Origin of the sequence: Moorella glycerini (assembly GCF_009735625.1) — a bacterium.
Classification (GTDB): Bacteria; Bacillota; DSM-521; order Neomoorellales; family Neomoorellaceae; genus Neomoorella; species Neomoorella glycerini.
In genome coordinates, this window is record NZ_CP046244.1 from 2,910,580 (window position 1) to 2,935,674 (window position 25,095).

The 25,095-nt window shown below is 53.3% G+C and carries 27 protein-coding genes and 2 tRNA genes; 1 reads left to right on the forward strand and 28 read right to left on the reverse strand.

Going from position 1 to position 25,095, the window contains the following annotated elements; all coding sequences use genetic code 11:
• Nucleotides 1–5: 5 nt before the first annotated feature.
• The 4 genes from MGLY_RS14545 to MGLY_RS14560 are packed head-to-tail and all read right to left on the reverse strand — an operon-like array spanning nucleotide 6 to nucleotide 4,026.
• On the reverse strand, nucleotides 6–971 hold the full coding sequence (locus MGLY_RS14545; protein ID WP_156274987.1) for a hypothetical protein: 966 nt from the start codon (nucleotides 969–971) through the stop codon (nucleotides 6–8).
• Nucleotides 972–993: 22 nt separating this feature from the next.
• A complete protein-coding gene (locus MGLY_RS14550; protein WP_156274989.1) occupies nucleotides 994–1,956 on the reverse strand; it encodes an acyl-CoA dehydratase activase in 963 nt (320 codons plus the stop codon).
• The gene (locus tag MGLY_RS14555) at nucleotides 1,931–3,043 is read right to left on the reverse strand and encodes a 2-hydroxyacyl-CoA dehydratase (RefSeq protein WP_156274991.1); all 1,113 of its coding nucleotides are present in this window, start codon (nucleotides 3,041–3,043) and stop codon (nucleotides 1,931–1,933) included. Before MGLY_RS14555 ends, MGLY_RS14550 begins: the two co-directional genes overlap by 26 nt.
• Nucleotides 3,040–4,026, reverse strand: a complete 987-nt coding sequence (locus tag MGLY_RS14560) for an acyl-CoA dehydratase activase-related protein (protein WP_156274993.1) — start codon at nucleotides 4,024–4,026, stop codon at nucleotides 3,040–3,042. Before MGLY_RS14560 ends, MGLY_RS14555 begins: the two co-directional genes overlap by 4 nt.
• A 162-nt stretch (nucleotides 4,027–4,188) precedes the next feature.
• Here MGLY_RS14560 and MGLY_RS14565 point away from each other — a divergent pair, with 162 nt between their 5' ends.
• On the forward strand, nucleotides 4,189–4,524 hold the full coding sequence (locus tag MGLY_RS14565) for a TIGR04086 family membrane protein (protein WP_170291109.1): 336 nt from the start codon (nucleotides 4,189–4,191) through the stop codon (nucleotides 4,522–4,524).
• 1 nt (nucleotide 4,525) lies between these two features.
• Here the strand turns inward: MGLY_RS14565 and MGLY_RS14570 are convergent, their stop codons facing one another.
• The 24 genes from MGLY_RS14570 to MGLY_RS14680 form a co-directional block, all read right to left on the reverse strand.
• Entirely contained in the window at nucleotides 4,526–4,672 is a 147-nt protein-coding gene (locus MGLY_RS14570) for a hypothetical protein (protein WP_156274997.1), read from the reverse strand.
• Between the two features lie 2 nt (nucleotides 4,673–4,674).
• On the reverse strand, nucleotides 4,675–5,142 hold the full coding sequence (locus MGLY_RS14575) for a hypothetical protein (RefSeq protein ID WP_156274999.1): 468 nt from the start codon (nucleotides 5,140–5,142) through the stop codon (nucleotides 4,675–4,677).
• Nucleotides 5,143–5,407: 265 nt separating this feature from the next.
• On the reverse strand, nucleotides 5,408–8,188 hold the full coding sequence (locus MGLY_RS14580; RefSeq protein WP_156275001.1) for a helicase C-terminal domain-containing protein: 2,781 nt from the start codon (nucleotides 8,186–8,188) through the stop codon (nucleotides 5,408–5,410).
• Nucleotides 8,189–8,216: 28 nt separating this feature from the next.
• Complete coding sequence (locus MGLY_RS14585) at nucleotides 8,217–8,597, reverse strand: biotin/lipoyl-containing protein (protein ID WP_156275003.1); 381 nt, start codon at nucleotides 8,595–8,597, stop codon at nucleotides 8,217–8,219.
• A complete protein-coding gene (locus MGLY_RS14590; RefSeq protein ID WP_156275005.1) occupies nucleotides 8,594–8,815 on the reverse strand; it encodes a hypothetical protein in 222 nt (73 codons plus the stop codon). The genes MGLY_RS14585 and MGLY_RS14590 overlap by 4 nt, the downstream gene beginning before the upstream one ends.
• 31 nt (nucleotides 8,816–8,846) lie before the next feature.
• Nucleotides 8,847–10,403, reverse strand: a complete 1,557-nt coding sequence (locus MGLY_RS14595; RefSeq protein WP_156275007.1) for an acyl-CoA carboxylase subunit beta — start codon at nucleotides 10,401–10,403, stop codon at nucleotides 8,847–8,849.
• A gap of 161 nt (nucleotides 10,404–10,564) precedes the next feature.
• Nucleotides 10,565–11,569, reverse strand: a complete 1,005-nt coding sequence (thiL, locus tag MGLY_RS14600; protein WP_156275009.1) for a thiamine-phosphate kinase — start codon at nucleotides 11,567–11,569, stop codon at nucleotides 10,565–10,567.
• Nucleotides 11,570–11,697: 128 nt separating this feature from the next.
• The gene (locus MGLY_RS14605; RefSeq protein WP_156275011.1) at nucleotides 11,698–12,258 is read right to left on the reverse strand and encodes a tetratricopeptide repeat protein; all 561 of its coding nucleotides are present in this window, start codon (nucleotides 12,256–12,258) and stop codon (nucleotides 11,698–11,700) included.
• Nucleotides 12,259–12,366: 108 nt separating this feature from the next.
• On the reverse strand, nucleotides 12,367–13,287 hold the full coding sequence (locus MGLY_RS14610) for a DUF8753 domain-containing protein (RefSeq protein ID WP_489676591.1): 921 nt from the start codon (nucleotides 13,285–13,287) through the stop codon (nucleotides 12,367–12,369).
• Nucleotides 13,242–13,880: a DUF3786 domain-containing protein gene (locus tag MGLY_RS14615; RefSeq protein WP_170291110.1), complete on the reverse strand. Its 639-nt coding sequence runs from the start codon at nucleotides 13,878–13,880 to the stop codon at nucleotides 13,242–13,244. Before MGLY_RS14615 ends, MGLY_RS14610 begins: the two co-directional genes overlap by 46 nt.
• An 86-nt stretch (nucleotides 13,881–13,966) precedes the next feature.
• Complete coding sequence (locus MGLY_RS18610) at nucleotides 13,967–14,095, reverse strand: hypothetical protein (protein ID WP_269085219.1); 129 nt, start codon at nucleotides 14,093–14,095, stop codon at nucleotides 13,967–13,969.
• Nucleotides 14,096–14,247: 152 nt separating this feature from the next.
• Nucleotides 14,248–14,907: a corrinoid protein gene (locus tag MGLY_RS14620; RefSeq protein ID WP_156275017.1), complete on the reverse strand. Its 660-nt coding sequence runs from the start codon at nucleotides 14,905–14,907 to the stop codon at nucleotides 14,248–14,250.
• A gap of 3 nt (nucleotides 14,908–14,910) precedes the next feature.
• Nucleotides 14,911–15,984, reverse strand: a complete 1,074-nt coding sequence (locus MGLY_RS14625; RefSeq protein WP_156275021.1) for a DUF362 domain-containing protein — start codon at nucleotides 15,982–15,984, stop codon at nucleotides 14,911–14,913.
• 86 nt (nucleotides 15,985–16,070) lie between these two features.
• Complete coding sequence (locus MGLY_RS14630; protein WP_211661919.1) at nucleotides 16,071–17,021, reverse strand: sugar ABC transporter substrate-binding protein; 951 nt, start codon at nucleotides 17,019–17,021, stop codon at nucleotides 16,071–16,073.
• A gap of 216 nt (nucleotides 17,022–17,237) precedes the next feature.
• Nucleotides 17,238–18,176, reverse strand: coding sequence for a carbohydrate kinase family protein (locus MGLY_RS14635; protein ID WP_156275025.1), 939 nt, complete (start codon nucleotides 18,174–18,176; stop codon nucleotides 17,238–17,240).
• A gap of 38 nt (nucleotides 18,177–18,214) precedes the next feature.
• On the reverse strand, nucleotides 18,215–18,766 hold the full coding sequence (locus MGLY_RS14640) for a TIGR01440 family protein (RefSeq protein WP_156275027.1): 552 nt from the start codon (nucleotides 18,764–18,766) through the stop codon (nucleotides 18,215–18,217).
• Nucleotides 18,753–19,940 carry a double-cubane-cluster-containing anaerobic reductase gene (locus MGLY_RS14645; protein WP_156275029.1) on the reverse strand — a complete coding sequence of 396 codons (1,188 nt, stop codon included), beginning with the start codon at nucleotides 19,938–19,940 and terminating at the stop codon, nucleotides 18,753–18,755. The genes MGLY_RS14640 and MGLY_RS14645 overlap by 14 nt, the downstream gene beginning before the upstream one ends.
• A 50-nt stretch (nucleotides 19,941–19,990) precedes the next feature.
• Entirely contained in the window at nucleotides 19,991–21,058 is a 1,068-nt protein-coding gene (locus MGLY_RS14650; protein WP_211661920.1) for a uroporphyrinogen decarboxylase family protein, read from the reverse strand.
• A 35-nt stretch (nucleotides 21,059–21,093) separates the two neighbouring features.
• On the reverse strand, nucleotides 21,094–21,900 hold the full coding sequence (locus tag MGLY_RS14655; RefSeq protein WP_156275031.1) for a pseudouridine-5'-phosphate glycosidase: 807 nt from the start codon (nucleotides 21,898–21,900) through the stop codon (nucleotides 21,094–21,096).
• A 6-nt stretch (nucleotides 21,901–21,906) separates the two neighbouring features.
• Complete coding sequence (locus MGLY_RS14660) at nucleotides 21,907–22,827, reverse strand: ABC transporter permease (RefSeq protein WP_211661922.1); 921 nt, start codon at nucleotides 22,825–22,827, stop codon at nucleotides 21,907–21,909.
• Nucleotides 22,828–22,912: 85 nt separating this feature from the next.
• Nucleotides 22,913–23,662, reverse strand: a complete 750-nt coding sequence (locus tag MGLY_RS14665) for an ATP-binding cassette domain-containing protein (protein ID WP_156275035.1) — start codon at nucleotides 23,660–23,662, stop codon at nucleotides 22,913–22,915.
• 435 nt (nucleotides 23,663–24,097) lie between these two features.
• Nucleotides 24,098–24,173: transfer RNA gene (locus MGLY_RS14670), tRNA-Lys, on the reverse strand.
• A 5-nt stretch (nucleotides 24,174–24,178) separates the two neighbouring features.
• Nucleotides 24,179–24,255 (reverse strand) — tRNA-Arg (locus tag MGLY_RS14675).
• 87 nt (nucleotides 24,256–24,342) lie between these two features.
• On the reverse strand, nucleotides 24,343–25,095 hold the full coding sequence (locus MGLY_RS14680) for a UPF0280 family protein (protein ID WP_156275037.1): 753 nt from the start codon (nucleotides 25,093–25,095) through the stop codon (nucleotides 24,343–24,345).

A 25,095-nucleotide genomic window follows, 5' to 3' on the forward strand; every position in this document is an offset into this window, starting at 1 on the left:
ATCCTTTAATCCCTGGCCGTTAAGGTTTCCATAAACCCCTGCCCGGTAACTTCCTCTTCCGGCCGGGTGGCCAGCTTTAGCTGCCCGTTAAAGCGGCAGTAGAAACCTTGCGCACCCATGGTGGTAACTAATCGCGGGCTCAAAGCTGTTGTTTGTTTAATATCCAGCCTGATCAGGGGTGTAGTACCGGCCTGCAGGGACAGTTCGGCAGGATAGCTCAAGCCACCCTTGCTTTGCCGGTCGAAGACCTGCACTTCCAGGTTGCCGGTGGCAGCCAGCATTTCCTCCGCGCGAGCCAGGTAAAGGGCAGTTACGTGTTCACCGCTGTAGAGGAGGTTGCCCCAGAAGTCGGCCCACAGGAGGGTATAGGCTTCGGTATAATAACGCCCCAGGATGGCGCCCCCTAAGGTCCGGGGTAAAGGGAAATTATAACGGCGGTGATCAATATAGCCCTGGCCATTAAAGCGCTGCTCCTGGCCCGCCACTAACAGGCTGCCGCTGACCCTGGCCCGCGGCACCGGTACGGACCAGAACAGGTATTTATCACCCTTCTCGCCGTAGTTAATCCGGCCGTGGCCCGGTTGCCACCCGGGCAGGTGGGGTTGAAACTCTAATTCCAGTACCGGCTCCTCTGACCGCCATTCCAGGCGGAAAAGGTTTCCTTGCTGGTAGATACGATTACCGGCCATTTGGACTTCGAGGTGATCAGCAGCAGCCGTAAAAGGGGCAGTGACTTCCCGGGTAATTACTTCCTTACCTGGTTGGGCCAGGAAGAGCCGGGCTTTCCCTTCTTTCCCGTAGACGGCAAAAAAAACGTTCAGGTAGGTACCATCACTGCTGCTAACTTCCCAGAGCCAGCTCTCTTCCTCTCCGGCCCGGCCCTGGTAAGCGTTGTCAGCTGCCGCCAGGGGTTTACCTGGTAAAGCGTTAAACTCGGTATCCTCCCAGAAAGAAAAGGTACTTTCGCGCATGCTTCTCCGCTCCTTACCTTTCTTATTCTCCAAGGGTATCCCATTTGCCACAACGGCTGCCCCAGCGGGCAATTATCCTGCCTTCTTCCTCTATATTAACAATTTCACACAGGTTTGAACACCCCTGGCAGGTAAAACTGTGGGCCCGGAATTCTTCTTCGGCTACTTCGAAACCTTTAAATTTAGTCTCCCGGTTATTGTTAACATAATCTCGGGCCAGGAGGGCGGCGCCCAGGGCTCCCATGACGGCAAAGTGGCGGGGCACGATAATTTCCTGTTGCAAGGCTTTACTGAAGGCGGCCCGGATACCGGCGTTGGCCGCCACCCCCCCCTGGAAGACGATGGGGGTGAGTATCTCTTTGCCCTTGGCGACGTTATTTAAGTAGTTGCGGACCAGGGCCTCACAGAGGCCGCCAATAATATCTTCTATATTGTGCCCCATTTGCTGTTTATGAATCATATCGGATTCGGCAAACACGGTGCAGCGGCCGGCAATGCGTACGGGATGCCGGGCCTTTAAAGCCAGTTCGCCGAAGTTTTCGATGGGGACACCTAAGCGGGCGGCCTGTTGATCCAGGAAAGAACCCGTCCCGGCGGCACAGACGGTGTTCATGGCAAAATCGATAACAACCCCCTGGCGGAGAATGATAATCTTGGAGTCCTGGCCGCCGATTTCCAGGATGGTCTGGACCTCCGGTACTTCCAGGCGGGCGGCCACGGCATGGGCCGTGATCTCATTTTTAACAATATCAGCGCCGATAATGGCCCCGGCCAGATAGCGGCCGCTGCCGGTGGTACCGGCCCCGGCGATGATCACGTCTTCCGGCAGGGTGGCCTTCACCCGGCTGAGGCCTTCTTTCACGGCCTGGATGGGCTGGCCGTGGGTACGTATGTACAGGCTGCTTAATACTTCTCCTGCAGCGGTAATGACAACAACGTTGGTACTGACGGAACCGACATCAATACCCAGGTAACAGGGCTGCATTACTCCTGGCCTCCATTTGCTCGCGCCGCTGGCGCAAAAGATCGACAAAGGCTTCCAGCCTGGTTTCCACCCCGGCCCGGCCGGTCTGTTCGTCAATGGTCAGGCTTAAGATGGGGATGCCCAGGTCCCGGCTGACTCGCGGCAAAATACTTTTGGCTACTATTTCCGGAATACAGGTAAAGGGAGCCAGCTGGATGACACCGTCAAAACCGTTCCGGGCGTAAAGGATGGTTTCGCCGACGCTATTCTGGCCATGGCCGCCGACAAATTGATTTAAATAAGGGTGGGCCAGCTGGCGTACGTCCTGGGCACCGTGGGCCAGAACGTCGGTGGCCGTGTACTGGGTCAGGTAAATAGAACGGTGGGTAACAACCCCCATCTCCCCCAGGGTTTTTTCTATTTCCAGGTTCATAAAAGGCTCCAGCAGGACGTAAATTTCCCCGACAATACCCACCTTGAGGGGGCGGCGGCCGGCATCCCGGGGAATATTTTGTAGAAGCTGCCGGCATTCTTCCCGGGCGGCGGCTATTTCCTTCTGGCTCCGGGCTTGATCAATTATTTTAAGGCAGCTGCGGAAGGTACGGGTAGTTTCCCCGCGTTTTAATTCATAGGGGCGGATGCTGGTAGCCAGCTGTTCCAGTTCATCCAGGAGCTTTAACTTGGCCCAGGCGCGGCGGACGACATCGACAAAGGCCAGCCAGGAAAGGCCGGCTGCCTTGAGTACGCGCCTTAATTTAATAAAGAAGGGCCAGAGCCCCGTCAGGGGAGGGTCAAAAATAAAGATTTCCAAGTTAAATCCCAGGTTGCGTAAAATCCTTTCATGCATCATGCCGTACAGGCCGGCCCGGCAGGGTCCTACTCCCCCGGAGGTAATGATCATCTCCGCCCCCCGTTCCAGGACTTCCAGGTAGGTGCCCAGGACCATTTTAAAGGGGATACAGGCATATTCCGGGGCATAGGTGACGCCCCGGTCCAGGGTGGCGGGGCTGGGGCTGGCCGGGACGACGGCTTCGAAACCCATATCTTCCACCAGCTGTTTGAAACCCAGGTAGGAATACCCCATATGGGCAAAGGAAACCTTTTTCACCTGTTACCCCTCCTCTGGTGCAGCATATCGACGAAGGCTTCCAGGCGGGTGGTTATGCCGGCATCACCCGTTTGCTCATCGATGCTCACCGACATAAAGGGTAATTGCCCCTGGCTTAACTTACGGATGTCCAGTTCCATAATCTTATCCACCATGGCATCGGGGCCACAACCGAAGGCCGTGACGTGAATAATGCCGTCCATATTTCCTTGCTGGAGATAATGATAGGTGGCTCCCAGAACCAGGTTGGAGAAATGCCAGAAAAGGCGTTTGGGAAGGCGGCTGCTCAACCGGTAAAGCCGGGCCGGGTGGACCATTTCCATGGTCCACACATTCACGCCCATCTTTTTTAACTTGCCAATGAGATCCAGGCTGATATATTGATCATAAACCTGGTAGGGATAGCCCAGGACGGCCAGGTTCAGGGCTCCCGGTTCCCTGGCTGGAGCTTCTACTGTCTCGCCCCGTAGTTTGGCCATGGCCTGGAGGGGCAGGTAACCTGCCAGGAGCAATTTCTGGTAGGCATCCTGGTGGTGCCTTCCTTCCCGGTAGGCGGACCAGGCCAGCCGCAGGCTAAAACCCAGCAGTTCGGCCAGGCCCCGGCAGGTGGGCCAAAAGCCCCATAAGCCCCGGCCCGCATCGACCTGGAGATCGATGATGGGGGGCAGGTGGGCCAGGGTAGCCCGCACCATATCCGGTAAACCCAAAAATTTGGGACAAAAAGTGGCGCGCTTATTTGTCCTTACCATGCGCGGGATAAAGATGGCCTCAACTTTATCTTTAAGGGTCAGGACGTGACCGTGGTAGAGCTTAATAGGAATACAGGCATCGGCGACTGCTTCGCGGGCGCCGTCGTCCAGGATAGCCTTGGTAGTCAGGGGTGAGGTAACAATTTCGATTCCCAAACGGTTAAAAAAGGCCAGCCAGAAGGGAAAATGGCTGTAATAAATCAAGGCTGTCGGGAAGCCAATATGTAACGCCAAAGATTTCTTCCTCCTGCTGAACTATCCTTCCTAGATTTCGACGTCCATTAAAAAATACCTGCCAGGTTCATCAAGAAGCAGGTATTTTATCTAGCGGGCCGGCATAGGGTTTAGGTGAGACAAGAATGGGGTTCGGGGGTGGAAAATTTGCTGCGGGCTGTTTTGACAGGGTTACTTTATGCCATGTTAGCTGGCCTGGGTATGGCCACCTTGCTGGGGTTGCTGCTGTATTTTACCCCCCTTTCCGAGGGCCTGCTTCCCCTGCTGGCCAGTATTATCGTGGCCCTGGCCGTCTTTTTGGGGGGCCTGCAGGCGGCAAGGATGGCTACGGCCAGGGGACTTGTCCAGGGCTTAACTGTAGGCCTGCTCTTTTTCGCAGTCACCCTGGCCATGGGCTGGACCGCCGGGCCCCTGGCCCTGGGAGCTACCGGCCAGAAGGTGGGGCTCTGTCTCCTGGCCGGGGCCATGGGCGGGGTGGCCGGCATGACCGGCCGTTAATTTAATGCCTTAAAGCTACCAGTAACCAGCAGAGGAACCCTCCTGCCAGGAGGAAAAGGCCAAAGATCAGGCGAAAACGCAGGCCCCCACGGGAAGTAAAACTGCCAGGCCACCGGGCCTGTTTTTCTTTGGATTCTTTAATGCTCATTTTTACCCCTGCTCTTTGATATCCTTTATTTTCCATGTACCGCGCTCGTTGAAAATAGTAATGGTCTGGGGAACGGAAAGGGTACCCTGCCGGGCTGAAACCCACTCGGCGCTTCCCCGGGCCCGGGCAGTCCCGGTTTTAAGATCAACCTCCTGTTCTTTAATCAGGAAAAAAACGAACCGCAGGGAAGGATCCTGCTGGCGGCGTTGCTGCCACTTTTGTAGAAATTGATTTTTTTGCAGGGTTATTAGCAATTCCGGGGTTACCAGGAAGGGAAGCTGGTCCTCCCTTCCTGTGGCCAGGGCCTGGTAAAAGTTAAAAATAACAGCAAAGGGTGCTTGCTGTTGACCAGCCGGAGCCAGGGCCGGCAGGACAGGCTCTGCTTTGTTTTTTTCGCTAAAGGAAAACCACCCCCAGGTCAGCCCTATTCCCAGAATTAAACCCCAGGCGAAATATTTACAAGGCCGCATTCTCAATCCCACCCCCATGGTTAATTGTAATGGTGGGACCGGCCTTTTATGCTAAAAAAGAAGAGAGGTTGCCCCCTCATTCCTGGTGCAAAATTTTTTTTAACAGGCGTTTTAAGAAGGACGGCAAGGGAATAAAGTAAACCCGCATGCTATTCACCTCACTCTGGTCTGGCCTCCGTAAATGGATGTGGGAAGCGGGAGGTTAGAGGTGGGAAACCGGTTCCTCTTTAATTATAGTATTAAGGAGGCGACTAAAAAGTGCATCTCAGGTGGAGGCAGGCGGGTTAAACCAGGTAGCGAGCCTTTCAGGGAGTTCGGCCGGGGTCACTTCGGCTGTGGTAACCGGCGGCAGGGACTGGAGGAAATGGCGGCCGTAACGCTGGGAGAGGAGGCGCTGGTCGAGGATTACCAGGGCGCCGCGATCGGCAGCGCTCCGGATCAGGCGCCCAAACCCCTGGCGGAAACGGATAACAGCCTGGGGCAGGCTTAAAGTGGTAAAGGGATTTCCTCCTTGAGCAGCCAGGTGTTCCGTGCGGGCGGCCAGGGTTGGGATGCCGGGAGACGGGAAAGGCAGGCGGGGAATAATGACACAGCGCAGGAGATCCCCGGGCAGGTCGATGCCTTCCCAGTAACTGTTGGCCCCCAGGAGAACAGACCGCGGTATTTGCCGGAATTCCTCCAGGAGCTGGGAACGACCGCCGTCAATCCCCTGGGCCAGGACGCTATAATCACTGCCTGCCAGCATAGTGTTCAAGATGTTGTACATATCGCGCAAGAAACGGTGGGAGGTACAGAGGATCAGGGTGCGGCCACCCACAGCAGGCAAAATCTGCGTTATCACCGGCGCAACAGCTGCGGCGTAAGCACTGTCATTAAGCTGGCCGGGGTTGGGGAGCCCCCTGACGGTACACACCAGGGCCTGGGAACGGTAGTCAAAGGGCGAGGCCACCTGGCAGGTAGCTATTTGCCCGGGAGGTAACGCCGTTAATCCCACCTGTTGCTGGTAAAAATCAAAGGTATTATCAACAGTTATAGTGGCCGAGGTTAAAATTACGGCTTCTTTTCGGGCAAAGAGCAGTTCTGCCAGCAGGGGCCCAACTTCCAGGGGGGCCAAACGTAAGGTATACTGGCCGGCATTGTTTTTTTCCAGCCAGCTAACGCTGGTATCCGGGTCGGCCTCGAGAATTTCCCCCAGGTCATGGCTGTACTGGGCAAAGATATTGCCCAAATTGGTGGCATCAGCGGCCATTTCTTCAGCACCGGCAGCGAAAAGCAGTTCCGCCAGGCGTACCAGGCGACCGGCCAGGCCGTTCAGGGTTTCCTCCAGGCGGCCAAAGATGGTTAGCAGGCTGTCCCAGGCCGGCGTTTCCTTCAAGCGGGCCGTGAAACGTAAAGTGGAGTTACCCTGTTCCCACAGGGCCGCCTCACTTAATTGCGCCAGGCCATCCCAGAAGGCCTGCCATTCCTGGTGCATCCTGGCAACTGTTCCCTCCAGATCTTCTAACAAAGGTAGCAGTTCGGCGTTTCCTTCCCCGGTTAAACGGCGGGCGAGGTTCCAGGCCCGGCCTAAAAAGCTAAAGGTACTACCTTTCCCTCCCAGGCGGTGGAGGAAAAAGCCACAACTGGCCTGCCTGACCGAGGTGCCCAGGTGTTCGGTGGCCGCTTCTTCCAGGTGATGGGCTTCATCAATAATGAGATAGGGATAATCGGGCAGGACCTGGTTGTTTAAGCGGACATCACTTAAAAGCAGGGAATGGTTTAAGACCAGGATACTGGCCGCCTCAGCCTCCCGCCGGGCAGCATTGACGAAACAGCTGTCATTAAAGGGACAGCTGTTACCGGCACAGGTGTCCTTTTCGGCGGCCAGGGCAAGCTTCAAGCTTTCTTCTTCCGGTTTCAGCTTCATTTCGCTCCAGTCCCCGGAAGTAGTCAGCTTGAGCCAGCGCAGTACCCTGAGGATAAAGTGGCGTTCCTCTTCCCCGGGTGGCGGGTTATGCAGGTAATCCCTGAGCTTCCGCCGGCAGAGGTAGTTATTGCGCCCCTTGACCAGGGCGGCCTTGAAGGTGAAAGGAAGGATTTCCTTTAACAGGGGCAGGTCCTTATTCATAAGCTGTTCCTGGAGGCTGATGGTATGGGTGGCAATGGCCACCCTCTTGCCCTGGTGGCAGGCCCAGTAAATGGCCGGCAGGAGATAGGCCAGGGATTTGCCCGTACCTGTTCCGGCTTCAACAATGAGGTACCGGTTGCCGGACAGGGCCGTAGCTACGGCCCGGAGCATCTCTGCCTGCTGGGGGCGGTATTCATAGCCGGGGAGTTTACCGGCCAGCAGGCCTCCTGGAGCCAGGAGGGCCGCTATTTCGTCCGGGCAAAAGTCAGGGAGTGCTGGCGGCGGTGGCGGTGTTTGCTCCAGGGCAAAGAGCCCGGTAGCGGCTATTTCTGCCGGGGTTACCGGGATGGATTCGGCGGCCAGGGCAGCCTGGAACCAGGGTTGCAGGCCGGCCGGAGCCAGCCTGAACAGGTTGGTTAATAGATCTTTATCCAGGGCCAGGGTAGCCCGCCAGAGGGTATGTAACAGCTGGACGGTGGTTGATACATCCCCCAGGGCGCGGTGATGTTCAGTCACTTCCAGGGCGAATTTTTGGCTTAAAAACTCCAGCCGGTAAGAAGGCAGGCAGGGATAGAGGATGCGGCTTAAGGTTAAGGTATCAAGCAGGGGGCGGTGCCAGGTAGTAGAACCCAGGGCCTGGTTTAAAAAGGCCAGGTCAAAATTGCCATTATGACCCGCCGGGATGGCTTCCCCTATAAAGTCCAGCAACTCAGGCAGGATTTCTGCCAAACAGGGTGCTTCCCGGACCATGGCGTCATTAATACCCGTAAGTTTCTGGATATAGGCCGGTATCGGCCGGCCGGGGTTGACCAGGGTGTGAAACTGGCCCGTTATCTGACCTTTCTCCAGGCGGACGGCGGCTATTTCAATGATCTGGTCCCGGCCCGGATCCAGGCCGGTTGTCTCCACGTCCAGGACGACATAAGTATGGGGTAGCACTTCCCAGCACTTCCTTTTGCGGGGCTGATTAGCCCAGTCTAACAAGGGGCTGGCCACTGGCGACGTTAGTACCAGCCTGGACCAATATCTCCTGGACAACTCCCCCGGCTGGAGCCTGGATTTCATTTTCCATTTTCATGGCTTCGATAATGAGCAGGACCTGGCCGGCAGTTACCTTTTGTCCCGGCTTAACCCTGACTTCTACTACCGTACCCGGCAAAGGAGATGTAACTGTACGGTTATCCTGGGGCAAGGAGGCTCGCGGGGAAAGGCCGGCCTGGTGGACGGGTGGGGCTTTTTTCGCGGGGGGCTTCACCGCCGGGCGCAAATGCTCAACCGTCCCACCTACCTCCTCTACTTCGACACTAAAGGTTTCCCCATTAACGGTGACCTGAAAATGGCGCTTCAACCGGCCATCCGCCTCCTTTCTAACGCCAGCGAACTATGCATCAGCTCCTGCCGCCCGGCCAGGACCCAGCGATTGGCAATCCTGTTCAAGGGCCGGATGGTTGTGATTTGCCAGCCGGTTTCTGCCGGCATATATACTGCTATGGCAGCGGTAATGGCGGCCACGATTTCCGGGGCAACTGCTTTATTTAAAACAATTTGCTGGTAAGAAACGACCATAAAATATCACCTGCCCTGAAAATAAAAACTGTTAAACGGGGAAATTACCGTGTTTTTTAGCCGGGCGGCTTTCCCGTTTGTTAAGTAAAGTTAACAGGACCTGGACCAGGTGCCGGCGGGTCAGGGCCGGGTCAATGACGGCATCCACCAGCCCCAGGCCGGCGGCTATATAAGGATTGGCAAATTTCTCCCGGTATTCGGCGATTTTTTGCCGGCGCACCTCAGGAGGGTCACTAGCCTGGCTGATTTCCTGGCGGAAGATAATATTGGCCGCCCCTTCGGGACCCATGACGGCAATTTCCGCCGTCGGCCAGGCTACCACATGATCGGCCCCCAGGGAGCGGGAACACATGGCCAGATAAGCACCACCGTAGGCCTTGCGCAAGACCAGGGTCATTTTGGGAACGACGGCTTCGGCAAAGGCATACAGCAGTTTGGCCCCGTGGCGGATAATGCCGCCCTGCTCCTGGTCGACCCCGGGTAAATAGCCGGGGGTATCGACCAGGGTCAGGAGGGGGATGTTGAAGGCGTCACAGAAACGGACGAAACGGGCGGCTTTATCGGCAGCATTGATATCCAGGCAGCCGGCCAGGTGCCGGGGTTGATTGGCGACAATACCTATAGTATACCCGGCCAGGCGGGCCAGGCCGATAACTATATTGGCGGCATATTGAGCCTGGATTTCCAGGAACAAGCCGTCATCCACCACCCCGTAGATTATTTCTTTGACGTCATAGGGTTTATTGGGATCGACAGGGACCAGGTGCCGCAAATGGGGGCACTCCCGGTCAACGGGGTCAGGGCCGGGCACATAAGGCGGGTCCTCCAGGTTGTTGCCCGGGAGGTAGCCGAGCAAGGTCCGGATTAAATGCAGGCAATCTTCTTCCGTGGGAGTGTGGAAATGGGCCACCCCGCTTTTCATGGCATGGGTGGCAGCCCCGCCCAGCTCTTCCGGGCTTACCTCTTCGCCGGTAACGGCCTTGATTACCTGGGGCCCGGTAATGAACATCTGGGCCGTACGATCAACCATGAAAATAAAGTCCATTAATCCGGGCGAATAGACGGCACCGCCGGCACAGGGTCCCATAATGGCGGCAATCTGGGGGATAACACCGGAAGCATGGGTATTACGGCGGAAAATTTCCCCATAACCATTAAGGGCCGCCACCCCTTCCTGGATGCGGGCGCCACCGGAGTCGTTTAAACCAATAACCGGTACCCCTGTCTTCAGGGCCAGGTCCAGGACCTTGCAGATTTTGGCGGCATGCATTTCCCCTAAAGAGCCGCCCATGACGGTAAAATCCTGGGCATAGACATAAACCTGGCGGCCGTTGATGGTACCAGAGCCGGTAACCACCCCTTCCCCTGGTGTTTCCATATTTTGCATATCAAAATCAGTGGCCCGGTGGCGGACAAACTGGTCCAGTTCCAGGAAACTGCCCGGGTCCAGCAATAACTCTATTCGTTCACGGGCCGTAAGCTTGCCGGCAGCATGCTGCCTGGCGATGCGTTCCTCACCGCCGCCGGCTAAAACTACTGCGCGCCTGGCTTCCAGGTCGGCCAGCCTGGCCTTGATATCTTCACTCAATTAAACTATCCCCCTTATTATTCCCTACCTCCTTATATTACCAGGTAATAAGGGCAGCTTGCAAGTCCTGCCTGTAAAACTTTCAACCCTTCTACCGGGCTATAGCTTGCCCTGACGCTCCCTGAAACTACCCTGGGCAGCAAGAACAGGGTTTTAAGCCATTACTGGAAATGGTTATAACCCCCGGGATTTAAAGGCAATCTCTTCCCATCGATGATGATGGTAATACCTTCCGTGGCCGGGACCACATTACCGATGGGCGTAACGGGGGTCTGGCAGGCCCTGGCTATGGCTTCCTGGACGGCAGCCACCTTGTCTGGCCGGCAGGTGAGGAGGAGTTCGAAATCCTCACCGCCGTAGAGGGCATAATCCAGGGGATCTTTTTGATAAATAGCGGCCAGCTGCCTGGTGGCCGGGGCGATGGGCACGGCAGCGGCTTCCAGGATAATACCAACACCAGAGGCCTGGGCAAGGGTATATATTTCAGCTACCAGGCCATCGCTGATATCATCGGCCGCCGTTATCCCCCCTGCCGGTAGGGCGGCCCGGATTTCAGTTACCCTGGGGGTGGGCCGGAAGTGGCGTTCCCGGGCGAAGGCCACGGCCTCCGGTGGGGCCGGGCGGGGCGCAAGCAAGGTATCCAGGCCGGCAGCCGACCCCCCGAGATCGCCCGTTACCAGCAGGACATCCCCCGGCCGGGCGCCGCTGCGGTAGAGGCAGGCTCCCTCTTCTACCCGCCCCAGGATGGCCAGATTGATCACCATTGCCCGGGGGGAAGATACGGTATCGCCACCGATTATATTGACCCCAAAACGCTGGCCGCATTCCCGTAAGCCTGCGTAAAGCTCGTCCACAAAGTCCACCGGTTGCTCCGGCCTTAAGCCAAGGGAAACAAGGGCCTGTTCTGGTATACCACCCATGGCGGCAATATCGCTCACATTTACCGCCATGGTCTTGTAGCCGATTTCCCGGGCCGTAGCCGTGGCCAGGGTAAAGTGGATATCTTCCACCAGCATGTCCGTAGAGGCCAGGGTCAGGTAACCACCTTCCCCCTTTAAAACCGCAGCATCATCGCCGATACCCATAATGACTTTATCCGGGACCACAATGGCCCCGGCTTTCAGGCGTTCGATCAAACCGAACTCGCCAATAGTTTTCAGATCCAAGGCTTACTCTCATCCCCCTTTTTCTGGCTATCTATATATTGCCACAGGGACAGGACAGGCGCAAGCCTTTAGTGCTGTGGCACGGCTGGTTGGCTGCCCTGGATTTGCTTCCCAAAACTGGTGTCAGCTCAGTTTTTTTGCTGTTCTGAGGCAAGTAATAGTTGCTGTAATAACGATAGAAGGTCCTGGAGGCGTTCCTTGATGAAGGCATCGTCCGGGTCCAGGTCGTGGGCGGCCCAGTAACTGGCCAGGGCCGGGGCAAAACGGCCATGGTATTCATGAATGACCCCCAGGGCCAGCCGGGCTTCCAGATCCCGGGGGTCATTTTCCACCCGGCGCAGGTAGGTTAGGTATTTTTCTTCCTCCTCAAGGAGGTCCTGGTCAAAAAAAACGCTACCTATTTTAACCCGCCAGGTACAGGAATTATCCTGGACTTCAAAAGGACAGGTGCAACTAAAACGAATACCGCGGTTTTTTAAGGCTTTCCGGAAATAACGGCAGAAGGCGCAGCGGCCGTCATAGCCCTGGCCCTGGATAGTCAGGTCATTACCGCCCAGGTTGATGCCGGCCCAGGTGGGTATGCGTTCCCGGGTCAGGTCCAGGTAATAGGCAATTGTTTTCCTCTCCCCGGCGTGCCGGAGCTGGAAATTAATCCGGCAGGTCGTAGGGTTGCCACCGGTTCCAGTCATTATTTCTCTCCCCCCATTCCTGTTACATCCTATGGCCAGGAAGGGGAAGAAATGACTAGTTCACGAAGTGGGGTTAACCCCCGGCAAGCCTGTAAGAGGGATCACCTTTTATTTCTGCAGGCAGTAAAGGGAGGGCAACCATCCAAACTTTCCAGCCAGGGCTGCGTATTGAGGCGCTGTAGCCCCCAGGGCCACCAGTATAGCTTCCATGGCATTGGCCGCCGGGCTGAGACCCTCGAAGACGGGGGTTGTTGCCAGGAGCCAGGCAGCCCCGCGCCGGCGCAGGAGTTCCCGGTCGCCGGGCGTGGTACCACTGGTAATAACTACTTTGCCGGCCAGAGAAACAGGTAGATGGCGACGGATAAAATGCCAGTCCCCGGCAATGATTTTGACCCTGGCGAAGAGATGACGGTAATGGGGGTGCGATTTTTCCTGGTCATGCCCCAGAGGGTAAAGGTAGTCCAGGGGTAAATGGGCCAGCAAGGGCATGGTTAAATAACCCAGGATCATGAAGGTTGATAAAGGAAAGCCAAGGGGGAGATTTAAACCAAAGGCAGCATCCCCGGCCAGGACGGGATAGCCGGCTGCCTGTAAAGCCCGGGCCAGCCAGAAGCGGTCCAGGACGGAAACTACCAGCGCCCTGCTACCGGGGGGTAAAAAAGCCAGCTGGTCTATGGCCCGGGGCTCCACCCATTGCTTCCAGCCAGAGCCATCCACCAGGGGGGTCTCTTTAACCTGGTGGGCTAAATACCGGCCTGCCGGGCAGGGATAACACCGCGAACCCAGGTGGTAGTAAAAATTGGCGCCACCCAGCCCCAGGGCATCCACCCGTCCATCCAGTTCCTTAAGAAGGCGGGCCGCCAGGTCCAGGCGGCCATTGCAGCCGCGCCGTTCCAGGAGGATTGTCTCCTGGCCGCAGTTCAGCTTTACCTGGTAATCCCTGCTATTAGTACCCAAACTGATGCTGACTACATGCTTGATAGCTACTTCGACTCCCTCGCTTGGCCCTGTAAACGTTTGACAAGGTATTCAGCCAGCACGGCGTGATCTTCCGTGGCCAGGATTGCCGCCGCGGAAGCATCGAAAAGGATAGTACCGCTGGGGGGGATTTCATCATCGCCAGCCCAGATAACCAGCCTTACCGGCAGGGTGGGAAAGGGATTAAGTTCAACGGCAGCATCTCCCAGGTTTACGGGTCGCCCACCAAGGGGCCGGGCGGCCTGGAGGAGGCCGGCGGGATCCTGGCCGAAGGTGCGGACCAGGGGCAAGACGGCCCGGCCATAAAAGGGTTGCTGGTAGATGAGGCCGCCGGGTAATTCCTTAAAGGAAACCCATTCACCCCGCCGGGCAACTGCCGGGCCCATCAGGTAGTGGAGGATTAAAACCTGCACCCGCGGGTCGACGCTGCTGCCGTCACTGGTGCTGATGGTCCCGCCGGGGCAGGATATGTGAAATACGTCACTTAAAGAGGGCAGGATTAACACCTTTTTTTCCCCATCCCAGGTAGCTCCCTTATTGACGGCTATTTCCCGGGGGTTGCCTTGCTCCAGTTCCTTGCGGGCCAGGTCCAGGGTGACATCCAGGTTATAGGGGAGGGCCAAGTAAACCACGTCCTCTTTCATTATTTGCCTGGAGAGGGTGTTACCGTTACCAGGAGTTCCTTCCATGTTAGAAAAAATAAAAGCCGGCTCATGCCGGACCGGGGTGCCTAATGTAACGGGACAACGATGCAGTTTTGTTTTTCTTCTTCAGCAGCCAGGACCCTTTGTAACTCCTCAGCGCTGACAAACCGGTAATCTACCTCTTCCCCGTTAATCCAGGTCAGCAGGTAATCCATAACCCCCGCCTCCTCCGGTGTTTTGTATACACCATCCTGTCTTCAGGATAACACCTGAAGGAGGAAAATGCAAGGGGAAAATTAAAGGTTGCTGAAAAAGTTATCAGGATAGGAGGAAAGGTAAAAAATCGCAGGGCAGATATAAACGTTATTTAACGCACCAGGCCTTTTACTACTCTGACAGCTTCAATAGCATCATCAGCATAGCCATCGGCGCCTATACTGTCTGCAAAGGCCCGGCTTACCGCCCCGCCTCCTACCAGGACGGCAACATTTCCTCGCAGACCTTCTTCCCGCAAGAGGTTTATCACATCCGCCATCCTATCCATCGTGGTAGACATCAGAGTAGACATGCAGAGTATCCTGGCACCGGTTTCTTTCACTCCGGCAACAAAGTCACCGGGAGGTACATCCCGTCCTAAATCATATATTTTAAACCCGGCTGCTTCCAGCATTAATTTAACTAGATTTTTCCCTATATCGTGAATATCCCCTTCGACTACCCCGATAACTGCAGCCACCTGGTTAGGTGTATTTTGGGGCGTTATACGGGAAGACAGGATATTCAGGCCGGCATACATTGCATCTGAACACAACAGTAGCTCGGGTACAAAATATTCCCCTTCTTCGTAAAGTCGTCCCGCTGCTCGCATCCCTTCCAGTAACCCTTCATTGATGGCTTTTAAGGGATCAATATTGTTGGCCAGAGCCTCCCTCGCTGCCTTGATGGTAAGCGCTTCATCCATGTCTCTGACCCCCGCAGCTAGCAAGTTTAGTATTGCTTTATCAGTAGCCAAACGATACACCCCCATAATTCAAAGCTTGATGAGTTGATACTCGCGACTACCCAGACCAATTGTCTCAGCATATTCCAGCATGTAGAGGCCATTTACCCCTGTAAAATCATGAAGGGCTTTTTCTGGATAAACGGCTTTAATGTGCATATCTACCAGATCATAGCTTGCCTGCTCTATGGCAAGGGGATCAGTGCCTGCCAATATGCCGATATCGTGGATAATCGGTAGAGGGCTCCAGGAGCGGCAGTCGCAAAAGGCAGTAATATCCACCAGGAAACTAACAAAAAAAGCTCGCCCCTTTTTATTAGCTAAGACTGCAGCACAGGATTCCACTAGTTTACGTTGCATATCCTTATCATCTCTTGCCCAATTAACAGGTATTGCCTTTCGTGGGCATATTACCAGGCAATCACCGCAGTTATTGCAGTTGCCCTGTTCGATGAACGCTTTGCCTTCTTCAATTGCAATGGCCTTCACCTTACAAACCTCTACGCACTTGCCGCAACCGTTACAGAGGGACGTCTCAACAACGGGTTTCATGTGGGAATGGATGGCCTGTTTTCCAGGCCGAGCGATAGCTCCCATCCCCAAGTTTTTAATAATACCTCCGAAGCCTACATCATCATGACCCTTGAAATGGGTAACAACGACTAACTTATCAGCTTCGTAAATAGCTGATCCCACTTTGACTTCGCTTAAACCTTCCCGGGCCCTGGCTAGTCTGTAGTCCAGACCTTTAAGGCCGTCGGCTATAATTAGGGGCGCCCCCATGGCCGCCTGGTCGTAACCATTGAAATTAGCTGTTTCCAGGTGACAGACAGCGTTAAATCTGCCCCGGTAAAACAGGGTGTTGCAGTCCGTTAGAAAAGGATGACCACCCCTCTCTTTCACTAACTGAATAATTATTTTTAAGAACTGCGGTCTGAGCATTCTGGTATTACCCAGCTCACCAAAATGGAGTTTGATGGCAACTAGGTCACCTTCTTCAATTATCTTATTTAAACCCGCGTGGTTACAAAGCCTTTTTAACTTGTCGAGGACACTATCGCCTCGTGTTCCTTCAAAGTTAACAAAAAATACCTCGCCGCCCATATCCAGTCACCATAGTATTGGATTAATTTATGGACAAAAGCCGATGAGCGTTTCGTCATCGGCCTGTCATTCTAATGAAGTATTGCCTACTTCCATCCTTCAAAAGAGTTCACATTCTCCCTATCTACAATTGCCAAGGGGGTCCAGTAAATCTCTTGCTTTATTTCGTGCCCTTCCAAAACTTTCAGGGCAAGTATTAGGCCACCTTTGCCAAAAAGGTAGGGTGACATAGCCACTGAGGCATCTAATTCTCCTTTGGCTATGGATTTACGGGCATCATCGATAAAATCAACGCCAACCACTGTTACCTGGTCTTTCTTACCAGCTGCCTTGAGGGCCTCCACAGCGCCCAAAGCCATAACATCGTTGGCACAAAAGATGCCCTTCAGGTCGGGGTGAGCCTGAATAAGGTTGGCCGCTATATTATAAGCCTTTTGCCTGTCCCAGTTACCCGGCTGGATTGCCACCAGGGTAATATCTTTGTTACCTTCAAAGGCTTTCTTAGCACCTGTTTTCCGGGCCTCACTCTGGGCTGCACCGGGGAGCCCTTCAATTATCGCCACTTTGCCAGCACCTATTTTTTTAATTATATACTCGGCACCCAGTTTACCCTGATCTTCAAAATTGGAGGTAATAAAAGCCTGGACCCTGGCCCCCGCTCTGGTAGCTGCTTCCTGGTCTACACTGGTACCCACTGCGACAACCGGTATGCCTTTTTTTGTGGCTGCAGCAACGCCTGGGACCAGGTTAAACGGTGTAATAGCCGAGATAGCAATGGCGTTATAATCTTTGCTAACAATGGTTTTCAGAGTTTCTAGTTGAGAATTTACATCATCTTCTTTGGGGGCGGACATCACATCTACTGTTACGCCATATTCTCTGGCTGCATCTTCATACCCTTCTTTCACAGTAACCCAAAATGGATTGGCCAGGGTAATTAACAGGGCAGCAATTTTATATTTTTGCGAGGCTTTGGGAAGGGGTTGCAGGGATTCTAGGAGCTCGGCTTCCGCTTCTTTAAAGGCTTTATTTTTCACAGTTGCCGGGGGTTGGGTATTGGTGGTTTGGGGGTTGTTATTCGCAGTTCCCCCTTTGCCTGAACAACCCGCTATACCTATCAATAGGACAAATACTAACGCGAATGCCAAGAACTTCCGCATACTTAAAGTCTCCACCCTCTCTTTTTGAATATATTTATCACCAAACAAGTATACCTGTTGGCGGCCCTTCTTTAAGGCCCCCATTTTATTGTTTTATTGATTATTCCTGGTTAGAAAAGAATTCACCTCCTCTAAACTGGCCTTGAAGCGGGCACCCAGCTGGGTGCACTTGATTGCCCCGCAAGCGTTAGCAAATTCCAGCGCCCGTTGTCGCCCCATCTCCTGGCAGAAATAGGCATATATTAGCCCTGCAATAAACGCATCCCCCGCTCCTGTTGTATCAATAGCTTGGATGTTAAAAGCCGGGGCAAATATGCTTGTCTTATCTCCCAACCACCAAATTGCTCCTTGGGTGCCACAGGTAGAAACTATTCCTTCAGTGGGCCGGTAACGCTGGTAGAGCGTCTGGCCGGCAACCTGCGGGTCCTCAACTCCTGTGAGTTCAAAGAGTCCCTCCCGGGACATGCAAAGCAGATCGCAAAGAGAGATCATCTCCTCAATTTCTGCCATGGTTACCCGGCATAGTTGCATAAAGGAGGGGGCGCACTCCAGGTTGAAGAAGACTCTAACGCCCAGCTCGCGGCTGAGACGGGCCAATTTAAGGGCAGGCCGGCCGGGGAACATGTCTGTATAAAAGACCTTTACTCCCTGTAACATTTCGGGAACTACCTCATCTTCCGCCAGGTCTAACAAGCTATCGCCCAGGTGGCAGAAAATAGCCCGCGCACCATTTGGAGCCAGCGTTACGAAGGTGTGAAGGGTAATGCCGCCGGGACGGGTAAAGAGGTATCTGGCGCATACACCTGACCTGACTATATCTTCCCGGAAGGCTTCTCCGTATTTGTCGTCGCCAATTTTAGCTACCAGGCTGGTGTCCACTCCCATCCTGGCCAGGGCTACCAGCACGTTGGCGCAGCTTCCTCCCGGAAAGAGGCTCTCATAATGGACAAAAGCAAAGCCGTCTTCCCGGGGTAAACTTTCACATTGCAAGACAATATCCATTGCGGCAGTACCCAGCCCTAGTACTTTCATCCAGTACCAATCCACCCTAGCTTTGCCTGTTTTAGTTTTCACTGCCCCGGGTATTTAGCACGCGCGCCCCCAATCAGCTTAGGGCGCGTACGCGCTGCAACTATCCGGGCACCACCAATATATTCATTAGCCAGGAGGAGCGGCTTCACTACCGGTTTCAAATGCATTCCGATCATCGTTAAGCCAATGTCAATGCCCAAATCCGCTGTAATACTCTCTACCACTACCGGATTCTTAAAAAAATGTTGGTAAGCAACAGCGGCAAAGGTTCCCCCCGCTTCCGGGACGGGAATAACACTTACCTCTACCAGCCCTTTTTCCACCATTAATTCCCGCTCAACTATCAATGCCCGATTCAAGTGCTCGCAGCATTGTACAGCTATCTGTATTTCGGGGGGACAAAATTCCCAGATAGCCCGGCAGATAACTGCGGCCAGGTGAGGGTCGCCGGTGGTATCTTCACGGCGTCCTTCAACGCGGCTGATGCTGCACGAAACCACGAGGATGGCACCCGGGTTATAAGTGCCAGGGGTAATAAGTTCCTTAAGAACTTCCCGCGTCTGAAAGTAAATCTGCTCATCCCTCGCCATATTTTTTCCTCCTGAAATTATTCTCAATAACCATTTCGATAAAGGCGCCTATCCTGACACGCAGGTTTTCCCGATCTAAAGTAGAGTAGTCTGTTTCCAATTGCAAAAACGGCAGCCCAAAATGGTTTTTGATTAAATCTGCCACAAAATAGGACTCTATATTGTAGGTATGACAGGCTCGCCAGGTTAAATCTATTACACCATCAACCTGGAAGTCTCTCACCATCTGTCGGAGGAGTTCTAACCTTCTCCCGTTAGGGGACATTATTGAACATGGTATTTTAAGATATTTTTCAGCGAGAAGCAGGAGAGGGTCGCGCTGGTCGCTTTCATCTATCTTTAAACCGACTGTCTTGTAACCGCTACAGTTTTCCATAGCCACCACCAGCCCACCGCACTCTTCGACCAAGGCGACCACTTTTTCACTCCCCACGCCAACCGGCGTGCCGGTAAGTAAAATCCGGGGTGTCTCTGAATCCCCTACACAATAACCCCGGGCAGCTAGGCTTTTGATCTCATCTACCATACGGTCGAGTAGTTTGATACGTTCCCACCTGTCAATGTGAAAACCGAGCTGCCAGCTTACCGTGACCAGATCCATACCAGAAATCATTGCCGGGCGTATCATGTTGAGATCAAAAAGAGCTTTTAAGGCCCGGTTACCCTCATTAATCACATGAATGGCCTCGCGTAGCGATTGCTCTGTTATCTCGACTTGTAAAAACTGTTCCAGGGCCTTTTTAAGCCTTATCATTTCTCCGTATAAAAGTTGTATGGAAGCGGGCTGGTCAGCTACCTGGGGGAGGTGCATTACATGCAGCGGCTTAAACCTGCCCATGAGTTCGAACATCTTTTTTTTACCGTCACAGGTCGTTTCTCCGACGACCATATCCGAAAGGTGAAAATAAGGGCAGGTATCACTTACAGCAAATCCATATGATGACTTAATCAAAGGGCAAAGGTTGTGAGGCAGGTCCTTTTCTGCTGCTTGAATGGGTTCCTGCCTGGTACCACAAAGCCCCACAGGAATAGCCCCCGCAGCCAGCACCAGCTCCCGGGGACCATAGGTGCAATATATGCCCACTACCTTGGCACCATTTTCCTTAGCCTCCTTCAGCGCCATCAGGTTTTGCTCACGTAAGCCATCAAAGGATGCCAGCATACTGGGTTTCATCTGCTCCGGTTCTCCAATCTTAAAAGTTTACTTTGGTAAATATTTACCCGTTAATTCAGCCTCTCGGGATCAATCGGCATCCTGCCGTAGATTCGTGCCGCCTCCATAAGGGCCAGAATATTGTCAGGGGGCGTGTTTAAAGCAACGGAACACCCCGAGCCCAGGATAAAGCCCTTGGGGTTGTCAAAAGCCTGGCGTATACATTCCTTCGCTGCAGCGAGGACTTCATCCCTTGTTCCGTGTAGAAGAACTTCCACCGGTGCCACGTTACCTTTGAGGGCCACCCTTGTCCCCACAGCCCTTTTAGCTTCCTCCAGACTCACCTGGTTATCCAGACTGATGGCACTTACGCCCGTGTCGACCATGTCTGCCCAGATAGCCCTGGTATCACCACAGATATGCAGTGAAGGTCCGCTACCACATGCCGCCTTGACCCAGGCGGCGATCTTGGTCAGGTAGGGCTTAACAAATTCCCGGAAATGGCGGGGGCTAATAACGCTGGCCGAAGCCAGCGGGTCACCTATACTGCAGGAAAAGCCCCTTTTTCTGGCTGCTTCTATGTAGTTGATGATGCTTCGGGTAGTCAACTGTAACAGGCTGTGGACGAACTCGGGGTTTCTACGTAAGTCTTTAAGAAAATCCTCGACCCCTCTTAGAAAAGCAGCCGTGGTAAAAGGGCCACCTATTCCTGTACCTACCGGGACCTGGTGACCTATACTTTCATTGATGATTTCCAGTGCTTCCAAATAAAGGGGGAGCCGGCCGGCATGTTCAGCATCAACTGGTTCCAGATGGCTGATTTCACTATAAGAGCGGATGGCCGGTTCCGCCAGCTGGGGACGGTCATTGTCTGGAAACCGTAGTCTGGCTCCCATTGCCTCTGCCAACCCATAAAAATTAGGCCCTACACCGACGGAATCATATTGATAAATTTTAAAGGCAATTATATGGGCCTCTGCCATCAAGCGCGAGGAATGACAGTAACGGGCCACCGAAACACCTATCAGCCGGCAGACGTGCTCCGAAATACTGGGACTGCAGGGTATACGGTCTACCGGTAAACCTTGCTTAAAGGCTGTCATGCGCTCCAACGGGGTCATGCGATCTTTAAACTCCATATGCAGGTAATCTCCTATCCCTCTCACTAAACTTCTCAGTGTAAGCTAAGTGCCAGATCGATGTTGTCCATCAGAGAACGCAGCTGCAATATGGAAGCTTTGCCTCCGGTAAGGCGGTCAAGGGCAGCGTTTACGGCCGGGTGAAATTGACGCATTTGCCTGGCTGCCGCTTCCCCCTGCGCTGTAGCATTAGCCAGGATGGTACCATCGGTGAAACGCAAGCAAAGAGGCAGGGGGTTTAAGATCAGACATGGGCCATTCTTAATGAGCTCCTCAACCTTTTGGCCGCAATAAACCCCGTCCAAGGGAAAACTTTCTTTTATGAACAGAAAACCGTTGCACTGATCGGTACCATTACCAATTAAACACACTCCTTGCCCTCGCAGGTAGCCCAGGGTGGCTGGCAAATCCAATGTATCTTTAGGAGAACTGGCTACCAGGACAATGGGCATCTGGCTCAAGGTTACCAGATCATTAGATAAAATTTTTCCTCTAATTCCTCCCATACCGGCAGTAACTACAATAAAGTTTCCTGTTTGAGCCGCAACCCTCATTACTGCCGCGGCGGTCATATAGCCACTAACCCTTTCTCTTATGGCCACCGAAAGGTTGCTGGCATCGATGCGCTCCATATCTGGATTACCCCTAAGCTGCAGAAACTCCTTAATGTTACCGAAAGTAATCCGCCCATTTTCCAGCCACACCAGAGCTATGGAGGTGCTATGTCTCCATTCTCGTAAAATATAGTCATTGGTGAGGGATGGTAAACCCTGACCCAGCAAGGCAGTTTCGATCAAAGCCTTCCTGGTATGCCGCACCTTTTTTCCTTGCATCATGGTCATAAAGATTTAATCACCACTTGTCCGGGATTTTAATTCAGTTACGAGGACAGTTGCGAGGATAATCACACCTGTTGTTAACTGTTGATAGTAGGAGGCAATTCCATGAATGGTCAGCCCGTTATGTAATACCGCCAAAAGGAGACCTGCAAGCACAGTACCCCCTATACTCCCCCTGCCGCCTTTTATGCTAGTTCCTCCGAGAACTACCGTGGCAATAGCATCTAGTTCCATCATATATCCAGCCGTAGGATCGGCACTGTTAAGCCTTGCGGTCAGCACTAACCCTGCTAAAGCCGCGGTAAGAGCCCCAAGCATATATACAATAATTTTAAAAGTTACTGTGGAAACTCCGCATAAACGCAGGGCTTCTTCATTGCCACCCAGGGCCAGAGTATAATAACCTAGCTTCGTATTGTACAGGACAAAAGCACCCAGGATGGCGACCAGCGCAGCAATAACAACAGGAACAGGGAATATGCCCACCTCTCCGCTCCCGAACCATGTAAAGCCTTCCGGAAAGCTGGAAATAGGGATGCCTTTGGTAATAATTAAGGTCAGACCCCGGATAGCGGACATTGAAGCCAGGGTAACAATAAATGGGTTTAAACGGGATAGCGCTATAAGGGACCCATTAATTAATCCAACTATTAACCCTACGGCCATCCCCATAATAATGGAAGCAGCTACCGAAAGGAACCAGAAATGCATGGCAACAGCCATAACTACACCACTTAAAGCAACTATAGCCCCTGCCGAAAGATCAATGCCGCCGGAAGAGATTATTAATGTCATACCAACGCCAAGGATAATATTAAGGGTACTTTGGTCCAATATATTTCTCAAGTTTTCCCATCGCCAGAAAAAAGGAGAGGACAAGGATAAAGTAATTACCAACAGCAATAATAGCCCAAATAGGATTGTCTGCACCGAGTTTATCTGCAACCAGACGTGCGGCTTAACCCGCGCCATGGAGCTTAAATCACATCCCCGATCTAACTGTTTGCGACTTATTTTACGTTCCTGTTATTAGTTTTACTATCTCATCGGGACTGGTGTCACGAACAATAAAATGCCCCACAGATTCACCGTGTCGGAGGACACAGATGCGATCAGCAATAGAAAACACCTGCTGAAGGTTATGGCTGATTAAAATTACGGCATAACCTTGCTCCCTGAGGGTATTAATTAAGGCCAACACCTGTTTTGTTTCTTGAAGGCCCATAGCCGCCGTCGGCTCATCAAGAATCATAACCCGACCACCCTTATGGATGGCCCTGGCTATAGCTAAAGCCTGACGCTGGCCACCTGACAGGCTGCCGGCGAGAACATTTATTACAGGGATATTTACCTTTAACCTTTTCAGAAGTGAAGCTGTTTCAATTTCCATCTTTTTCTTGTCAATTAGAAAACCGGCCCGCGTCGGTTCCCGGCCCAGGAAGACATTGCTGCAAATATCGCGGCAGTCGACAAGAGCCAGATCTTGATATACTGTTGTAATACCGTTCTTTAAAGCCTGCGCTGGAGTCAGTTGCTTAAAAAGCCTCCCGGCTATGTAAATTTCGCCTTTATCAGGTTTGTAAACCCCGGATAAAATCTTGATCAGGGTCGACTTGCCAGCACCGTTGTCCCCCATCAGGGCCAGAACCTCGCCCTCGAATACATCGAGGTTTACTCCCCGCAGGGCCACGATGTGTCCGAATGACTTCCATAAATTGCGGGCGCGCAGGATTGGCCTGGCGTTTCCGGGTGTAAGTACGGCCATCGTCTTTTTCCCTTCTCTTTATTTTTTATGGCTTCTCCCCTGCAGCGATTTTATAATGGCCGTTTTTGATCCACTTGAAGGCCAATACTTCCTACTATCTTTTTCAACGAATAAACATAAAATCCTCTCATTATTAGCATGAAATATAGTTATAGTTTTTGCTGGGAATTTACCCTTGCGTTAGTATGGACTTAATAACGGGCGATTGCTAAATAAAACTGCTAGAAAACGGAGGCGCTACTGGGATAAAGAAAAACCCTCCACAGGAGTGGAAGGCTTAAAAGTAAGTATAAATCACCAGCGTTGTAAACAAAAAATATTAAAACTTGGCAAGAGCGATTACGCCACTATAACTTCTTTAAGACCATTGCGGCAGCCGCCCCGGTGACCGGCATAAAAAAGTCCCTGGCAGGAAGCCAGGGAGCTTGATATTCCTGGTGCGCCAGGTAGGCTTCGAACCCACGACCCGCTGATTAAGAGTCAGCTGCTCTACCAACTGAGCTACTGGCGCATAGATGGCGCGCCCGGCAGGATTCGAACCTGCGGCCTCCGGACTCGGATTCCGTTACTCTATCCACCTGAGCTACGGGCGCTTAACAACTGCAAAAGTTATTATATTACGGATTACAGCTAAAGTCAAGGCCAGGTCGGCTCCAAAATCTCCGTATTTTAATTAACAACTATACCCGTCCTTCAATACGAACCAGATCTACCTGACCCCAGGCCGCCAGTTTATCACCGGCAATGATTACCGCCCCCAGGACACCGGGAATGTTTGCGGCCAGGCGGGCAGCCTTTTCCACATCAGCGGGTTCCTGGACGGTATTACCGGCAGCTGTGGCCACGGCGTCGGCCAGGGCTGCGGAAGTGGCCAGGATAACGGCCGCATCGGCCCGCCCAAAACTCAAAGAAGGGCCGACGGTGCCGGAAGAGGTGCAGATGCCTAAAGGGCACATTCGCGGCTCAACCTTTAAGGCCAGGCGGTGGCTGAAGGGTGAAGCGCCGGCAAAAATGCCGATGAGCCGGGAACGGCTGCTGTTTAAATAAATATCGCCGCCGTTTTCCACAATGATTTCTCCCCCTGGCCCTACAAGGTCGGTGGCAACATACTGGGCCATGGCCCCGGCTACCGCCGCCATGGGTCCAACGCCAGCCAGACTGGCTGCGGCCGCCATTTCCCTGGCTATAGGCGGGGCTTCCTCCGGTACATCATGGGGTACCAGGGTACGGGCAAAAACAGGGTCCCGGGCGAGATAGGCCTCCAGTTGCCAGCGATAATGGCGAATGATCTCTTCCGCCTGCCTGACCAGTTCCGGTTTAAACTGCGCTTTAGGGATGCCGATGTCCAGGTCGGTTTCTTTATAGGCCACCTGGAAATGGACCAGGTCTTCCTGGGCAAAAAGCCGGCGGTAGCTTCTCTCTTCGTAGGCCAA

What these genes read in the sequence shown, in the direction of transcription:
- MGLY_RS14605 (WP_156275011.1), bottom strand. Translation starts at nt 12,258, where the DNA reads ATGACTGGAACCGGTGGCAACCCTACGACCTGCCGGATTAATTTCCAG.
- MGLY_RS14645 (WP_156275029.1), bottom strand. Translation starts at nt 19,940, where the DNA reads ATGAAACCCAGTATGCTGGCATCCTTTGATGGCTTACGTGAGCAAAAC.
- MGLY_RS14570 (WP_156274997.1), bottom strand. Translation starts at nt 4,672, where the DNA reads ATGAGCATTAAAGAATCCAAAGAAAAACAGGCCCGGTGGCCTGGCAGT.
- MGLY_RS14620 (WP_156275017.1), bottom strand. Translation starts at nt 14,907, where the DNA reads ATGGGGGTGTATCGTTTGGCTACTGATAAAGCAATACTAAACTTGCTA.
- MGLY_RS14635 (WP_156275025.1), bottom strand. Translation starts at nt 18,176, where the DNA reads ATGAAAGTACTAGGGCTGGGTACTGCCGCAATGGATATTGTCTTGCAA.
- MGLY_RS14650 (WP_211661920.1), bottom strand. Translation starts at nt 21,058, where the DNA reads ATGGAGTTTAAAGATCGCATGACCCCGTTGGAGCGCATGACAGCCTTT.
- MGLY_RS14665 (WP_156275035.1), bottom strand. Translation starts at nt 23,662, where the DNA reads ATGGCCGTACTTACACCCGGAAACGCCAGGCCAATCCTGCGCGCCCGC.
- MGLY_RS14640 (WP_156275027.1), bottom strand. Translation starts at nt 18,766, where the DNA reads ATGGCGAGGGATGAGCAGATTTACTTTCAGACGCGGGAAGTTCTTAAG.
- MGLY_RS14550 (WP_156274989.1), bottom strand. Translation starts at nt 1,956, where the DNA reads ATGCAGCCCTGTTACCTGGGTATTGATGTCGGTTCCGTCAGTACCAAC.
- MGLY_RS18610 (WP_269085219.1), bottom strand. Translation starts at nt 14,095, where the DNA reads ATGGATTACCTGCTGACCTGGATTAACGGGGAAGAGGTAGATTACCGG.
- MGLY_RS14625 (WP_156275021.1), bottom strand. Translation starts at nt 15,984, where the DNA reads ATGGGCGGCGAGGTATTTTTTGTTAACTTTGAAGGAACACGAGGCGAT.
- MGLY_RS14590 (WP_156275005.1), bottom strand. Translation starts at nt 8,815, where the DNA reads ATGGTCGTTTCTTACCAGCAAATTGTTTTAAATAAAGCAGTTGCCCCG.
- MGLY_RS14615 (WP_170291110.1), bottom strand. Translation starts at nt 13,880, where the DNA reads ATGAAAGAGGACGTGGTTTACTTGGCCCTCCCCTATAACCTGGATGTC.
- MGLY_RS14655 (WP_156275031.1), bottom strand. Translation starts at nt 21,900, where the DNA reads ATGACCATGATGCAAGGAAAAAAGGTGCGGCATACCAGGAAGGCTTTG.
- MGLY_RS14575 (WP_156274999.1), bottom strand. Translation starts at nt 5,142, where the DNA reads ATGCGGCCTTGTAAATATTTCGCCTGGGGTTTAATTCTGGGAATAGGG.
- MGLY_RS14545 (WP_156274987.1), bottom strand. Translation starts at nt 971, where the DNA reads ATGCGCGAAAGTACCTTTTCTTTCTGGGAGGATACCGAGTTTAACGCT.